The following is a 15,508-nucleotide window of genomic DNA, read 5'->3' on the forward strand; positions in this document are numbered from 1 at the left end:
ACAAAAATTAGACTACAAATCACCGATTGAATATCGGAAATCTGCAATCTAATCAATGCTTTTTTGAATGTGTCCCACTAATTGGGGTCAGTTCCCTACGATGGCTTTTTTTATTAATATTATAAATAACAGACTTTTATATGGTGATATTTTTCACAAATAATCACAAATTGGTATAGTTATTATTAAATAACTATTTTTATTTTTCAATAGTTCCTTTTATTTAAGAAAACTACTTTAAAATTTACCTATTCAATTGCAAATAAATAAGCTTCCAACTCAGCTAAACCAGTTCCATCAACGACAGATACTTCAAAAATTTCTTTAGCTCCAGCTAAAGTTAAATATTTCCGAGCGTTAATCAATTCCTCTTCATTACTAATTAAATCAACTTTAGTAATAATCCCAATCGTCGGTTTGGTAAAGCGAGAAGAAAAGTATGGCGGAAAATAATTTTGGCTACCTTTGACACTTTGCACAAAAGCTATTCGTTTCGCATCAACTGAAGCACTTACTAACGCATTATAATAAAAACGGTTTTCCATAAATTCCCCTGGTGTATCAATGGAATCGTCAAAGTAATAAACTTGTTGCGTTTTATGATAAACTCGCTCTTTTTTTTGCAACCATTGAGATAAGGTGGTTTTTCCACAGCCAGTTTCCCCAATAAAAATTATTTTTTGCATCGCTTAAGTTCTCGTAATTTCTGGTACATCAAACTCCAACACATTCTCAAGCGTTTGAATAACCTGTGCGATTGCAAATTCCACAGAAGATACTTCACCGGTAATTACCACGGCACCACTAAAACGATCCATAAAACCAATAGAAACGTCCCCAGATTTCCGTGCAATATCCGCACCAATTATTGATGCTTCACTTGGTGTAATGGTTAAAATCCCAATAGCATTGCCAGCTTCCGATAAACCCAGTTTTTCAAAAACTTCACGATCAGCATTCGGGATTAAATGAGCTAAAGTTACCTGTTTCCCTGGTACATATTCTTGAATGGTACGTTCAATATTTCTGCGACTACTCATCTTTGCACATCCTTCTAGAAATTTCCATTTTCTAATTATTAATCATCATTTATTTATCTCAATTATTAGTCCGTTTCCTACAAAGTAATTTTAACATAATTTGATATGACAAAATTGCTAACTCCCTTGCCAATAAATTGCTATTTTTATAAAATTTCTAAGACTTTTTTGTCCTGAGAACATAATTGTATTATAGATTTTTTAAGCAAAAGTAGCTAAACTAGTAAGTAAGATGAGCCGCTTTCTAAATAAAGCTATTTTAAATAAAGCAGCAGCAAAGGATGTGACAAATCATCATGCTCAATCAAGAAAATTTAGCCCAATATTTACTGGCACAAACTAACTTATTCTCAGAAACAGAACCAATTACCATTACTTGTTTAACTGGTGAAACCAATCCTGAAATTGAAGGCTATCTTAATTATCTCTATGCGGTAGAACAAGGCAAGCAACATTATATCGTTAAACACGCAACTGCTACGGTTGCAAGTGACCTAAATCAAACTTTAGGAGCTGTTGATCCGAATCGTAATTACTTAGAATTTATCACTTATCAATTACGCTCAGGCATTATTGAAAACATGTTGCCAAAAGTCTATCATGTTGATCAAAAAAATCACTTATTTATTATGGAAGACTTATCACAAATGGAAATTGTTCGTTTTTTCTTAAACAAAGGTAAGCAATCTGAGGTATTAGGAAAAGCGGTGGGTGAATTTTTAGCAAAAAGTCACTATTATACTTCTCTTTTTGCACTTCCTAACGAAAAATTTAATGATTTAAAGCACTATTTTAAAAATCAAGATTTACGACGGATTTTAATCGATTTTATTATTGCTCCCGCTATTTTAACAAAAGAAACTTCAACATTACCAGTTTTAAGCACTCCTTATCAAAAAGCATTGCTAGACATTCTTGAAAACTTTTTTGCTAAAAATAATGTTCGCAAAGACTGGGATTATTTAAGAAATTTAGCAGCTGAAAAAGCCGAATGTTTAATTCATGGTGATTTTCATACCTCTAACCTGTTCATCAACACTAATGGGATTCGGGTAATTGATATGGAATATACCATGACTGGACCCTTTTCTTATGACTTAGGCTATTTTACAGCCAATTTAATTGCCCAATATGCTAGTTTTAGTGTTAATCAAAAAGTTAAAGGTACCATCCAAGCGAGCATGACTAGCTATTTATTACAAATGATAAAAGATATTTTCAACACGTATTTTACTTACTTTGAAAGCTATTATTTACAACAACATCCTGATGAAAAGCATTATTTCAAACCATTATTTGTTACGATTTTGCAAGAAGCTCTGGGCTTTTTAGCAATGGCCAACTTATCGCGAATTTCTGGCTTTGGTGCCTTCCCTGATTTTGACCATTTATCAAGTGACAAAGAACAATTTTTAGCGAAAGCTTTATCAATCAAAATTTGTGAAACATTATTTGAAGAACGCCAACATATTAAAACAATTGATGAAGCAATTATTTTAATTGAAAAAAATCAGCAAGCTTTTTTAGCAGATTTATTAGCTGCTTAAATATTTTTGTCAGATAAATTGAATTATTTTTTAGAAAAGAGGTATTCTCCATGTTACTTGAACAAATTGCTAATGCTGGCATTGTCGGTTGCGGTGGTGCAGGTTTCCCGACAGCTGCTAAGTATCAAACCCAAGCTGAATATTTTATTATTAATGCCGCTGAATGTGAGCCTTTATTAAAAACTGACCATTACATTATGAACCACTACGCCAAAGAATGCGTTCAGGCCATCGCTGAGGTCGGTGCTTTATTGCAAGCTCAACACATTGTAATAGCCACAAAAGCCTACTACACAAAAGAAATTAATGCTTTAGAAAATGCGATTGCCGAATTAAAGGTTCCTGTCAGCGTTTTTAAAATGGAAAATTTTTATCCAGCTGGTGATGAACAAACGATGGTTTTTGAAGTGACAGGTAGAACGGTACCACCAGCCGGCATTCCGATTAATGTTGGCTGTGTCGTCTCTAATATCGCCACCATGTTAAATGTCTATCAAGCCAAAAGTGGCAATAAAGTCACCCGCAAATTTTTAACTATTACTGGTGCTGTTAAAGAACCAAAAATTTTAGATGTTCCGATCGGTACATCTTTTGCAGAATGTTTAGCCTTAGCCGGTGGTGCAACGATTGATGACTTTATGTTTATTAACGGTGGCCCTATGATGGGTCGGGTGGGCACCATGGCAGATTTCGCTGAACAAGTTGTCACGAAAACAACTTCCGGCATTATCATTACTGAAAAACGTGATTTTATTTATGAATTATTTGAAAAAGATATGGGGCAAGTGATTACTAAAGCTCGTTCTTCTTGTATTCAATGTCGTCTATGTACAGAATTATGCCCTCGCTATCAAATTGGCCATCCGATTCATCCTCATCGTGTGATGCGCCACTTAGCGATTACTGATCCAGCTGAAATTGATGACGATCCAATTTGGCAAGAAGCTTTGCTTTGTTGTGAATGTGGAATTTGCGAAGTTGTTGCTTGTCCGATGGGCTTAATGCCACGTCAAGTAAATAAATTCGTTAAACAACGCTTAGCCGAAAAAGGTGTCCGTTATCAACGGAAAGAAAACTTAGAACTAACCGTTTCAACCATGCGCGATTATCAAAAAGTACCCCCGAAAAAAATCATTTTAAAAGATGGTTTGAAAGAATATGTTGATTTGAAAGTAGAAAACTGCGTCGCTTATGAACCAGCTAGCGTCAAAATCCCTTTGAAAATGCATATTGGTGCACCGACAGAAGCCGTTGTTCAAATTGGTGATACTATTCAAATTGGTGATTTAATCGGCCAAAAACCTGAAACAGCTTTAGGAGCAAACATTCACGCAAGTATCAATGGTATCGTAACAGCCATCGCTCCTGATAGCATTACAATTGAAAGAAAGGCGGGCTAAACTAATGAAAGAGATGGATACAATTGGATTTTTAGAACTAAATAGTATCGCCAAAGGAATTGAAGCAGTGGATTATATGTTAAAAGCAGCCGATACTCAATTGCTAATGGCTAAAGCAAGCTGCCCTGGTAAATATTACATTATGATTAGCGGTCAAGTTGGTTCGACAGAACGTTCTATGGAAGTCGGCGTAGAAATTGGTGGCCGTCACGTGGTGGGACAGCTTTTAATTCCTCGGGTTCATCCCTCAGTGATTAAAGCTGTTAATATGGCTGATATTCCTGAAAAAACCGCCGCAATCGGTGTCTTAGAATATTATTCAGCAGCAGGTTCGATTATTGCCGCGGATTATGCAGTCAAAGCTGCAGATGTTCACTTATTAGCTATTCAGTTAGGGACAGGGATTGCTGGCAAATCTTTTGTGGTGATGACGGGCGATGTCGCTTCTGTAGAAGCTGGCGTTGAAGCTGGCGCCAATGGTGCTAAAGATGAAGCCATGCTGATTAATAAAATTGTCTTGCCAAATCCACGAAAAGAATTGGTTGATAGTTTAATTATGTAAATTCATTTTAATACAATGCTTGCCACTTTTAAGTGCTAAGCATTGTATTTTTTTGTTTGCTTACAATTAACAGTGAAATTCCAATACTAAAAATAGTTATTGCCAGTGTCGCTAATAAATCAGTTGGTTTGAATGATTGTGTTAAAGCATTAAGCAATGCATGAAAAAATACACATAACCACAAACTTTTCGTCATTCGAAAAATACAACCTAAAACAAAACAATTTCCTAAAAGTCCTAATAAAAATAAGCTTAAAGTCTCACCTGTCATAGTAAAAATAGAGCCGTCCACCACAAAATACATCAGATGCCACGCTCCCCACAGCACAAAAGTCGTAAAAGAAGCGGCTGAAAACGAAACCTTTTTCTCTAATGTCCTCTGAAACAAATAGCGCCAACCAATCTCTTCCACACCACCAAATAAAATAGCAGTTATAAAAAGTAGTGGTAAGCCAAGTAAATCGCGCTCGTCCTTCCAAGCACCATTAAATAAGCGCCCGCCAAATATCAATAAAAAATAACTTAAGATAGCTAGATAATAGCGTAATGGCTGTCTTATTTTGAAAAAATCCCGTAGTAAATCAACTAACCGATTGATTTGCCCAGCCTGTTTTGCTGCAACAGCTCCTGCTATTGCAGTTGATAATCCCGCTAAAGCAATAGCCACAAAACTCAAGTTAGTGTTGTATATCACCTGATTCCGCCAATTTAATAGTAAAATAACAGCACAAATAGGTATCATGATTCCGTAACTGATAGCTAAATAAAGCTTGATTGTCTTGTTTTTCAAAAGATTCCCTCCACTTATTTTTTTAATAGTGCCGCAACTTCTGCCTGACTAAATTCTACTTTATCAGTTTTAATCACTTCTTGCTGATTCTGCCCTTGTGGCACAAAGCGAAAGACAATAAATTCGGCTGTTATTTCTTGCGGGTTAATAATGCGATGTAAACTTTTTTTCATGCGGATGACATCGCCTTTGACACAAGTTTGTGAAAGCTTTTCACCAGCAACGATTGTTTCTACAACAATACTTCCCGCAGTCATTACAAGCGTTTCTTCTATTTTTTGATGCTGATGCCATCCTTGAATTGTTTGAGCAGGTAGGATATTTTGATGAATTTCAAATTCTGGGTACAAAAAATAATTCATTTGCGTTCCTTCAGCTTTTTCTACAAAAATTGCTTCCTCCTGTGATAAAACCTCAATTTGCTGATCTGACATATTAGCTCCTTTTCAAATTAAAATTATTTACTTTAGTATACCAATAATCATTCATTAAAATAATAAAAATAAAAAAAGACTGATAAGTTCTGCTAAAATAGAACTTATCAGTCTGTGGTGATTAATTTTCTAAATCATAATCCTCACCATTATTACTATTTAATTCAGTTATTTTCCCGGTTGCTAAGTAAACAATCCACTCGCAGATATTAGTAACGTAATCACCAATTCTTTCTAAATATTGAGCAACTTGTAAATAATCCGTCCCACTAATAACTGTTTCCGGGTCTTTTTGCATGTTTTTTACGGTATCTCGATAAACAATTTGGAAATACTCATTGATTTGATTATCCATATTGGCAATCATGCGGGCATCTTTTTCGTCGGTTTTAATGTAAGCAACTAAGACATTATCAACCATTTTTTTCACAAAATCCGACATATCAGAAAGGACTTCTTCAATTTCTGGAATGCGGGTTTCCCCTTTTACGCGAATCGTTGATTTAGCGATTGATACGGCATGGTCAGCCATTCTTTCTAAATCCGAACTAGCTTTCATTACGGTAATAATCATTCGTAAATCCGTAGTTACAGGTTGTTGTAAAGCAATCATTTCAAAACTTTTTTTCTCTAACTTAACTTCCATATCATTAATTTGTACATCATAATCAATCACTTCTTGAGCGATAGCTTTGTCATGCTTAATATAAGCCTTTACCGACTTATGAACAACATTACTAACCATCATGCCCATTTCATAAAACTGATTATGCAAATTGAGCAAATCTTCTTCAAATTGTGAACGTAACATTTATTTTCCCCCTTGTTTTAAAGTATTATTTTTTTAAATTCTAATTTTTCTCTCTTTTATATTTTAACCGAATTTTCCGGAAATGTAATCTTCTGTTTCTTTTTTTTCAGGATTTAAAAAGATTTTTTTCGTGTCATTAAACTCAATTAAATTGCCTTCTAAGAAAAAGGCGGTTTTATCAGAAATCCGTGAAGCTTGTTGCATGTTATGAGTGACCATAATCATCGTATATTTTTCTTTTAACTCTAGCAGCATATTTTCAATTTTCCCAGTTGAAACTGGATCAAGAGCGCTAGTTGGTTCATCTAATAAAATAATTTCTGGATTTACCGCTAATACACGAGCGATACAAACCCGCTGTTGTTGCCCACCAGATAAAGACAAAGCACTTTTATGCAATTTATCTTTCACATCTTCCCAAACAGAAGCAGCTTTTAAACTTTCTTCCACCACTTGATCAAATTTTTGTTTGTCTTTTTCCCCTTTAAGCTTTAAACCATAAATAATATTTTCATAGATGGAAAAAGGAAACGGATTTGGTTGTTGGAAAACCATGCCAATTTCTTTTCTTAATTCAACCGTATCTGTAGCGGGGCTGTAAATATCTTTATTTTTGTACATCACACTACCGGTAATCGTTACATCAGGAATTAAGTCATTCATGCGGTTCAAAGAACGCAGATAGGTTGATTTACCACAACCAGAAGGTCCAATCATCGCAGTAATTTCACCTGCTTGAATACTCATATCAATTCCTTTTAGGGCTTCTTTTTTACCATAGTATAAGTGCAGATCCGTAGATCCGATAATTTCATTGGCCATCATTTTACTCCCTTCATAGGCTTTTTAATTGTTACTAACCAAAATGACCAGAAACATAATCTTCTGTTGCTTGAATTTTTGGTCGAGTAAAGATTTTGCGGGTTTCGTCATATTCAATCACTTTTCCTAAATAGAAGAAAGCTGTATAATCACTAATTCTGGCCGCTTGTTGCATATTGTGAGTTACGATAATAATTGTATAGTTTTCTCTTAAATTAATTAAAGTTTCTTCCACTTTCCCGGTAGAAATTGGATCTAACGCACTAGCTGGCTCATCTAATAATAAAATATCGGGTTTCATGGCAATCGCCCGAGCGATACATAAACGCTGTTGTTGGCCACCAGATAGCGCCAAAGCACTTTTACCTAAATTATCTTTGACTTGATCCCACAAAGCTGCTTGTTTCAAGCTTGTTTCAACAATTTCATCCAGTTTGTGTTTATCTTTTTCACCATGTTGCTTTAAAGCGAAAGTTATATTTTCATAAATGGATTTACTAAAAGGATTCGGCCGTTGAAAAACCATGCCGATGCGTTTACGCATTTCGTAAACATCAACATTGTTGGCATTGATATCAACGTCTTCATACATGATTTCCCCAGTAACACGAGTGTTAGCAATGCCATCGTTCATCCGATTTAAAGAACGTAAATAAGTGGATTTACCACATCCTGACGGCCCAATTAAAGCTGTGATTTGATTTTTTTTGAATTGTAAATCGACACCTTTAATGGCTTCATTTTCACCGTACCACACATGTAAATCATTAGTATATAAAGCAGTATTTTTTTTATTTTCAAATTGAATGATATGGTTTTCATCCCAATTATATGTTTTCATAATATTTTCCTCAAATCCCTTTTAATTGGTTAGGCAGAAGTCAATTTGCGATGGAGACGTTTGCCAAGTGCCCGTGCGCCGAAATTGAATAATAAAACGGCGATAATTAACACAGCTGAAGCACCAGCCGAAACAGCTGCACCATCTGGCATGGTGCCTTCAGTGTTAACTTTCCAAATATGAACCGCTAAAGTTTCAGCTTGGCGGAAAATACTAATCGGACTAGAGACACTTAATGGATTCCAGTTACTAAAATCTAACGCTGGTGCGCTTTGGCCAGCAGTATAAATCAAGGCTGCTGCCTCACCAAAAATTCTCCCACAACTTAAAATCACCCCAGTTAAAATCCCTGGTAAAGCTTCTGGTAAAACAACTTTACAAACTGTTTCCCAACGTGAAAGACCTAAAGCTAAGCCAGCTTCCCGCTGTGTATAATGAACAGTTCGCAGTGATTCTTCAATATTCCTAGTTAATAAAGGTAAGTTGAAAAGAGTTAAGGCCAACGCTCCTGAGATAATTGAAAAACCATAACCAAATTGAACAACAAAAATCAAAAAGCCAAATAATCCGACAACAACAGATGGCAATGAACTTAAAATTTCAATTGAAGTCCGAATCACATCTGTAACCCAGTTTTTCTTAGCGTACTCAGATAGATAAATCCCTGCGCCTAAAGAAATTGGCAAACTAATTAACATCGTAATAAATAGTAAGTAAATGGAATTGAAAAGCTGAATCCCAATTCCCCCACCAACTTGGTAAGCTTTAGAAGGTTGCGTTAAAAATTCCCATGAAATATTTGGTAGCCCTCTAACTAAAATAAATAGTAATAAAGCAGCTAAAATTAAAACGATAATTCCTGAAACCGTGTATAAAACACCTGTTGCAAATTTATCCCAACGTTTCGCATTCATTATTTCATCGCTCCTTTCTTACCAATCAAACGAATTACAATATTAAAGAATAAAGACATCAATAATAGGATTAAGGCTAAAGACCATAAAACATTATTTTCAAGGGTCCCCATAATTGTATTACCGATACCCATTGTTAAAATCGAAGTTAAAGTGGAAGCTGGCGTTGTTAAACCGCTCGGTAAAATTGCCGCATTACCAATTACCATTTGAATCGCTAACGCTTCACCAAAAGCTCGCGCCATCCCAAAAACAACTGCTGTTAAAATTCCTGGAGTCGCTGCTCGCAAAACAACTTTATAAATCGTTTGCCAACGAGTCGCTCCTAAAGCTAAGGAAGCTTCGCGATAATGACGGGGAACAGCTTTTAAAGCATCAACCGTCATCGTCGTAACAGTTGGTAAAATCATAATAAATAATACAAAGCTACCAGCTAAAATCCCAAAACCCGTACCGCCAAAAATGGAACGAATAAAAGGCACAATCACGGTTAAACCGATAAAACCATAAACAACTGATGGAATTCCCACTAACAATTCAATAACGGGTTGTAAAATTTTAGTGCCCTGCTTCGGTGAAATTTCAGTCATAAATACTGCTGCCCCAATCGCAAAAGGCGTTGCAATAATCGCTGACATAAATGTTACGATAAAAGAGCCCGCAATCATTGGTAATGCACCAACTTGCGCTTTGCCATCAGGTCCCACTTGACTTGGATTCCATTTTGTTCCAAAAAGAAAATCAAAAACATTAACTTTATTAGTAAAAAAAGTCGCTAACCCTTTACTTGCTACAAAATAAAAAATAGCAGCTACAACAAAAACAATAAAACCAATACAAATGAAACTCAGCATTTTTCCTCTGCTTTCCATTTTGGCCCGTTTTGACTTGGTCAATAATGCCTTTTTCACATCTTCCAAAATAAACACCTCTCACATCTATTAAGTGATTCTTTGCTACTTGATAAAAATAAGCCCACATTTTAAGTATTTACGTTTATTTAACTAAATTTCCTTGCCAATCTCGCTCCACTTCCATTTTTGAAACGGGAATGTAGCCTAATTCACCGACAATCCCCTCTTGAACTTCAGCAGAAAGAATATAATCTATAAATATTTTAGTTAAATCAGTTGGCGCCCCTTTTGTATAGAGATGTTCATAGGACCAAATCACCCACTGATTATTTAACACATTTTCATCAATTGGCTCGATGCCATCAATACTTAAAGCCGCAACATCATCCGTTACGTAAGAAAAAGCCATATAACTAATGGCGCCTGGTGTATCCGCCACAATTTGGCGAACCATCCCGCTGGAATCTTGCTCCTGAGCTTGAATCGCCGTTTGACCATCTAAGACCCATTTTTCAAAAGTGCTTCTCGTGCCACTTCCTGTCGCCCGATTTAACAGAACAATTTCTTGATCCTTACCACCTAGTTCTTGCCAGTTAGTAATTTCTCCTAAGAAAATTTTCTTCAAATCCGTTAAAGAAATATCGCTAACCCCGACTTTTTTATTAACCACTGGTGTAATACCGACTACGGCCACCCGATGATCAACTAAAGCTTCGGCATCAATGCCATTTTTTTCTTCAGCAAATAAATCTGAATTGCCAATTTCAACCGCACCAGATTGCACCTGACTTAACCCCGTGCCGCTTCCGCCTCCCTGAACATTAACAAATTGTCCCGGATTCTCTGCTTGATAAGCTTCCGCAACCGTTTCTACTAATGGTTGCAAAGCAGATGAACCAACAGCTGTAATTGATTCCCCACGATCAATCCAAGAAGCACAACCAGCTAAAAGTGCTGTAGCTCCTAAAAAAAGCAGTGGCTTCAAAAGATTTTTTCCCAGTCTTTTCATATGACGACTCCTTACTCATTTTATTGGATTAATTTTTCTTAGAAAAATTAGTCCTATTTTCGTGCCGTATATCATTCAACTAGTTTGATTCTTGGTAAGTTGAACTGACATCCTTACTCATTTTATTGGATTAATTTTTCTTAGAAAAATTAGTCTTATTTTCGTGCCGTATATCATTCAACTAGCTTGGTTTCTTGATAAGTTGAACTGACATCCTTACTCATTTTGATATATTACTTTCTTAAAAAATAAATTTCATTTTCTCACTAACTCTTAGTGTACACAATCCATATCAATATCTCATCAAGGAAATGTAAATTTTATGTAAAGATGAACGAAAAAGCGAAAAGGGCAAAAAACACAAAAGGCCCTAAGTCATTGACTTAAGACCCTGAAAATTGCTTGATTATTTTAAAAGTTCACTATAGATGTCATCAACTGTTTGCTTAGGATCAATCACAATATAAAGACTTTTAGTTTTTTCGCTAATTTTTGTTGATTGATAGATATTATCTAAACCTTCTGTATCTGTATCTTTGTAAGGGAAATAAACCATGTCTGGCGCCCCGTTACGATATAAAATTTCCATTCTTTCAATATCTTGATATTTCAAAGCCCGAGCAAACATGCCTAGCTCCAAGCCACCTAAATTAATATCGTGAGTGGCAACATGATCACCCTCTTGAAAAATTTCGATTTTTAGACCTTCACAAGGATGAATTTCAATAAACTCACTACCATTAATTCTGCCAAAACTAGTTGTGATGCGTTTAATCCACAAATCACCAATATAACGTCGTTCAATTGTCCAAGTTTCGCCATTTCTAAAATAGAACTTTAAAGCAGTCATTTCTTTAGCCATTTTCTTCACTCCTCAGCAATTTATAATCCGCTACTTCTTAATTCTAGCACGGATTAGGGGAAGTAAGACAGCAATTTGCTTAGAAGATTTATAAGTTTGCTAAAATTTCCGGATAGGCTTTTTTGGCGAAAGCTAAGAGCTGATCTTTTTCGTTGGGAAGCTCACCTAACAGCACCGCTTCTTCACAGCGAGCCAATAGCAAGCTGACCCATTTGCCGGCTTTAGCTTGACAGGCTGTCAATAAATCTTGCCCGGTAATCGCTAAATCTTTTAAATCGTGAATTGGTAAGGCTTGATAGCTAGCTAAAACTTGTTGTACTTGGCTTTCTTGACCAAAATAATAACGTAGCTCTTCAACATTTTGTAATGCCTCAGCCCCTAATTGATAGATTAGTTGTAGCGTCCACGGTTGCTCTAAGCGAAATTTTAAGCCCAGCACTAATTGTTGCACTTCTTTAATGACTTGATTGGAACAGCGCCAGTGTTTTAAAAAGGAATTAATTTCGGTTAAAGGTGTTTGCAGCACACTTAATAACAAAGCCCACACCTGACTTTCAGAAGCCAATGGTCTTTCTGGCAAATCAGCTATTTTCAACAATGCCTCTTTACCACCTGCTAAGCCCGGACAGTATTGATAGCATTGGGTTTCTACAAAAGCTAACAAGGCATCCCGTCGATAAGAACCCAACATCAATTTCATAAATTCCACATGAACTCGTTCAACCGAAATTTTTTCAAGTAATTGATGATTCGCTAAAATCGCCGCAAAAGTATTTTCCTCTAGCGAAAAACCTAATTGGCTCATAAAACGCAAGCCTCGCATCATTCGCAAAGCATCTTCGTGTAAACGCTCGTGAGGGTTTCCCACCGCTCGTAAAACTTTATCCTCTAAATCTTTTAAGCCAGCAAATAAATCAATAATTTCTCCGTCAACAGTTAACGCCAAAGCATTCACCGTAAAATCGCGACGTTTCAAATCTTCTTTTAAAGAGCGGACAAAAGCCACTTGGTCGGGACGACGAAAATCTTGATAAGTTGATTCTGTTCGAAAAGTAGTGATTTCATAAGTTTCTTGATTATCTGCTAAAACCATCACCGTACCATGTTCAATTCCCACATCAAAAGTTTTCGGAAATAGCGCCTTTACTTCTTCAGGGAAAGCACTGGTGGCAATATCAACATCATGAATGGGATGATTTAATAAAACATCTCGAACACAGCCGCCGACAAAATAAGCTTCATAGCCAGCTGCTTGAATTTTTTTTAAACTAGGTAGAGCTTGTTGAAATTCACTTGGTAAATTATTTAATCTCATAGTAATTGATCAAGGCCATAAACTAATTCTTGTAAATTCACGACTTTTTCACAGCCTAAAGCGACACCGCTCATAAATGAACTGCGATCATAAGAATCATGACGAATCGTTAAACCTTCTCCTTCTGCCCCAAATTGCACTTGCTGATGGGCAACTAATCCCGGTAAACGTACGCTATGAATCCGCATGCCTTCAAACTCAGCCCCACGAGCTCCGGGAATGGTTTCTATTTCATCAGGATGCCCTTGTTTTTTAGCTTGGCGGATTTCACTAATCATTTCCGCGGTTTTAATAGCAGTCCCACTAGGCGCATCTAATTTTTTATCGTGATGTAATTCAATAATTTCGACATCAGGGAAATATTTTGCAGCTTGTTGAGCAAATTGCATCATTAAAACACCACCGATTGCGAAATTCGGTGCAATTAGGCCACCGACCTTTTTTTCTTTTGATAAAGCAATCAAGTCAGCAACACTAGCTTCATCAATGCCAGTGGTTCCCACGACGGGTGCAATCTGATTTTCTAAAGCAAAACGAGTATGTTCTACCGAAAAAGCTGGGATTGTAAAATCAATCCAAACATCTGGCTGAACCGTTAAAATTTCTTCTTTTTTAGTGAAAATTGGCACATCTACACCAGGATATTCAGGTAATTCTTGCAAATTGGTTGCTGTAGCAATCGGATCTAAAACACCTACTAATTCAAAATTTTCATGGTCTAAAACCATTTTGGTAGCAGTGCTCCCCATTCTTCCGCTAAAACCTGCGACTATTATTTTAATCATGTGTTTTGCCATCCTTTCTTTCAAAACGGTATTTATCCCGTTGGTTAAATTTTTCCATATTTTTTTCAAAAGTACCAGTTAAATCAATATCCAGCGAATTAGCTAACATCACTAAAACAATCATCACATCTGCTAATTCCTCATCAACTGTCTTATTGGCTTCATCAATTTTTTTAGGCTTTTCTCCGTAATAATGGTTGATTTCTCGGGCTAACTCGCCAACTTCTTCAGTTAACCGGGCCAGCTGTCCTAGTGGTGAAAAATAACCAGTTTTAAACTGTTGAATATATTCATCGACTTCTTTTTGGATTGATGCCAAAGAACGCGTTTCTGTCATTTTTTGATTTCCCCTCTAGTTTATAATTATTTTTCTTTAAAAAAAATATCGCTGATTCAATTATAAAGTTATCTTAACAAAAGTGCTAGTAAAATCCTACCCTCTTAATTTGAGAAAAAATTTTTTTCATGTTAAATTGATATTTGAATACTATTTTTTCATTATCGAGAAGACCATTAAGGAGGAGCTTATGAAAAGAGAAATAAAAGATGTCTTACTGATTTTATCAGGGACCTGCATTTATGCTTTTGGCTTAGTTTATTTAAATATTGCTAATCATTTAGCTGAAGGTGGCGTTAGCGGAATTACTTTAATGCTGCGAGCTTTATTTCAGATTGATCCAGCTTATTCCACTTTACTGATTAATATTCCCTTAGTTTTAATTGGTGGGAAAATTTTAGGTCGCCGGACTTTTATTTATACTATTATCGGAACCGTTAGTCTTTCAAGTTTTTTATGGATTTGGCAACGAATTCCAATTGTCATCAATTTAGAAAATGACTTGCTGATTGTTGCTTTATTAGCTGGTTTAGCTGGCGGGATTGGTAGTGGCTTAGTTTACCGAACAGGGGGCACCACTGGCGGAAGTGATGTAGTAGCACGAATTTTAGAAATTAATTACGGTATTTCTATGGGACGTTCACTTTTAATTTTTGATGTTATTATTTTAACTCTTTCCTTAACTTATTTGGATTTAAATCGCATGATGTATACTTTGATTGTTTCCTATGTTTTTAGTAAAGTGATTGATTCTATGTTAGATGGAGCTTACGCTGCCAAAGGTTTAATCGTTATTTCCAATCACAGTGAAGCCATCGCTCCTTTGTTAATGGATAATTTAGAACGGGGCGTAACTTTTTTCAATGGCGAAGGCGGATATTCTCAACATCCGAAAAAAATTCTTTATATTGTGGTTAGTCCTCGGGAAATACATGAAGTCAAACGTTTAATTTATCAAATTGATGAACGCGCTTTTCTTTCAGTGATTAATGTTCACGAAGTAGAAGGTGAAGGCTTTACTTATTTAAAACCTCAAGCCAACCGTTTTAGTTTTAGAAAACAACTAAAAAATGACGACTAGTGATTGGGAACGGAACTGACCCAGAATAGTGGGACATAATAAAAAAGCACTTCTTGTTGAATTCAAGTAAAATGAATTTAACAGGAGGTGCTTTTTAGCATGAC

Annotated in this window: 18 protein-coding genes; 4 read left to right on the forward strand and 14 right to left on the reverse strand. The window is 35.9% G+C overall.

The window, feature by feature from the left end; translation table 11 throughout:
• Positions 1-248: 248 nt before the first annotated feature.
• Together eutP and M2139_RS12930 are read right to left on the reverse strand one after the other, a co-directional pair.
• Positions 249-686 (reverse strand): EutP/PduV family microcompartment system protein, encoded by a 438-nt coding sequence (eutP, locus tag M2139_RS12925; RefSeq protein ID WP_280739281.1) that lies wholly within the window; start codon positions 684-686, stop codon positions 249-251.
• Between the two features lie 3 nt (positions 687-689).
• Positions 690-1,040 (reverse strand): BMC domain-containing protein, encoded by a 351-nt coding sequence (locus tag M2139_RS12930; RefSeq protein ID WP_280739282.1) that lies wholly within the window; start codon positions 1,038-1,040, stop codon positions 690-692.
• A gap of 296 nt (positions 1,041-1,336) precedes the next feature.
• Here M2139_RS12930 and M2139_RS12935 point away from each other — a divergent pair, with 296 nt between their 5' ends.
• From M2139_RS12935 to M2139_RS12945, 3 genes are read left to right on the forward strand one after another with little or no spacing between them, the layout of a single operon-like run.
• Complete coding sequence (locus M2139_RS12935) at positions 1,337-2,587, forward strand: phosphotransferase (protein WP_280739283.1); 1,251 nt, start codon at positions 1,337-1,339, stop codon at positions 2,585-2,587.
• 50 nt (positions 2,588-2,637) lie between these two features.
• A complete protein-coding gene (locus tag M2139_RS12940) occupies positions 2,638-3,987 on the forward strand; it encodes a 4Fe-4S dicluster domain-containing protein (RefSeq protein WP_280739284.1) in 1,350 nt (449 codons plus the stop codon).
• A gap of 4 nt (positions 3,988-3,991) precedes the next feature.
• On the forward strand, positions 3,992-4,549 hold the full coding sequence (locus M2139_RS12945; RefSeq protein ID WP_280739285.1) for a BMC domain-containing protein: 558 nt from the start codon (positions 3,992-3,994) through the stop codon (positions 4,547-4,549).
• 28 nt (positions 4,550-4,577) lie between these two features.
• On the opposite strand, the gene M2139_RS12950 is transcribed toward M2139_RS12945, so the two are convergent.
• From M2139_RS12950 to M2139_RS13005, 12 genes are all read right to left on the reverse strand, one after another.
• Positions 4,578-5,339, reverse strand: a complete 762-nt coding sequence (locus tag M2139_RS12950) for a CPBP family intramembrane glutamic endopeptidase (RefSeq protein ID WP_280739286.1) — start codon at positions 5,337-5,339, stop codon at positions 4,578-4,580.
• Between the two features lie 14 nt (positions 5,340-5,353).
• The gene (locus M2139_RS12955; protein WP_280739287.1) at positions 5,354-5,773 is read right to left on the reverse strand and encodes a cupin domain-containing protein; all 420 of its coding nucleotides are present in this window, start codon (positions 5,771-5,773) and stop codon (positions 5,354-5,356) included.
• A gap of 121 nt (positions 5,774-5,894) precedes the next feature.
• Positions 5,895-6,584, reverse strand: a complete 690-nt coding sequence (phoU, locus tag M2139_RS12960; protein ID WP_280739288.1) for a phosphate signaling complex protein PhoU — start codon at positions 6,582-6,584, stop codon at positions 5,895-5,897.
• Positions 6,585-6,647: 63 nt separating this feature from the next.
• Positions 6,648-7,406: a phosphate ABC transporter ATP-binding protein PstB gene (pstB, locus tag M2139_RS12965; RefSeq protein WP_280739298.1), complete on the reverse strand. Its 759-nt coding sequence runs from the start codon at positions 7,404-7,406 to the stop codon at positions 6,648-6,650.
• A 34-nt stretch (positions 7,407-7,440) separates the two neighbouring features.
• Positions 7,441-8,247, reverse strand: coding sequence for a phosphate ABC transporter ATP-binding protein PstB (pstB, locus tag M2139_RS12970; protein ID WP_280739289.1), 807 nt, complete (start codon positions 8,245-8,247; stop codon positions 7,441-7,443).
• Positions 8,248-8,276: 29 nt separating this feature from the next.
• Positions 8,277-9,161 (reverse strand): phosphate ABC transporter permease PstA, encoded by an 885-nt coding sequence (pstA, locus tag M2139_RS12975; protein ID WP_280739290.1) that lies wholly within the window; start codon positions 9,159-9,161, stop codon positions 8,277-8,279.
• Entirely contained in the window at positions 9,161-10,081 is a 921-nt protein-coding gene (pstC, locus tag M2139_RS12980; protein WP_280739291.1) for a phosphate ABC transporter permease subunit PstC, read from the reverse strand. Before pstC ends, pstA begins: the two co-directional genes overlap by 1 nt.
• A gap of 76 nt (positions 10,082-10,157) precedes the next feature.
• Complete coding sequence (locus M2139_RS12985) at positions 10,158-11,024, reverse strand: phosphate ABC transporter substrate-binding protein PstS (RefSeq protein WP_280739292.1); 867 nt, start codon at positions 11,022-11,024, stop codon at positions 10,158-10,160.
• 406 nt (positions 11,025-11,430) lie between these two features.
• Positions 11,431-11,886: a hypothetical protein gene (locus tag M2139_RS12990; protein WP_280739293.1), complete on the reverse strand. Its 456-nt coding sequence runs from the start codon at positions 11,884-11,886 to the stop codon at positions 11,431-11,433.
• A gap of 88 nt (positions 11,887-11,974) precedes the next feature.
• Positions 11,975-13,201: a CCA tRNA nucleotidyltransferase gene (locus tag M2139_RS12995; protein WP_280739294.1), complete on the reverse strand. Its 1,227-nt coding sequence runs from the start codon at positions 13,199-13,201 to the stop codon at positions 11,975-11,977.
• A complete protein-coding gene (gene dapB / locus M2139_RS13000; RefSeq protein WP_280739295.1) occupies positions 13,198-13,986 on the reverse strand; it encodes a 4-hydroxy-tetrahydrodipicolinate reductase in 789 nt (262 codons plus the stop codon). The genes M2139_RS12995 and dapB overlap by 4 nt, the downstream gene beginning before the upstream one ends.
• Positions 13,979-14,323, reverse strand: a complete 345-nt coding sequence (locus tag M2139_RS13005; RefSeq protein ID WP_280739296.1) for a nucleotide pyrophosphohydrolase — start codon at positions 14,321-14,323, stop codon at positions 13,979-13,981. Before M2139_RS13005 ends, dapB begins: the two co-directional genes overlap by 8 nt.
• 190 nt (positions 14,324-14,513) lie before the next feature.
• On the opposite strand from M2139_RS13005, the gene M2139_RS13010 reads away from it, so the two are divergent.
• Positions 14,514-15,404, forward strand: a complete 891-nt coding sequence (locus tag M2139_RS13010; protein WP_280739297.1) for a YitT family protein — start codon at positions 14,514-14,516, stop codon at positions 15,402-15,404.
• Positions 15,405-15,508 lie beyond the last annotated feature (104 nt).

This window comes from Enterococcus sp. PF1-24, assembly GCF_029893325.1.
Classification (GTDB): domain Bacteria; phylum Bacillota; class Bacilli; order Lactobacillales; family Enterococcaceae; genus HY326.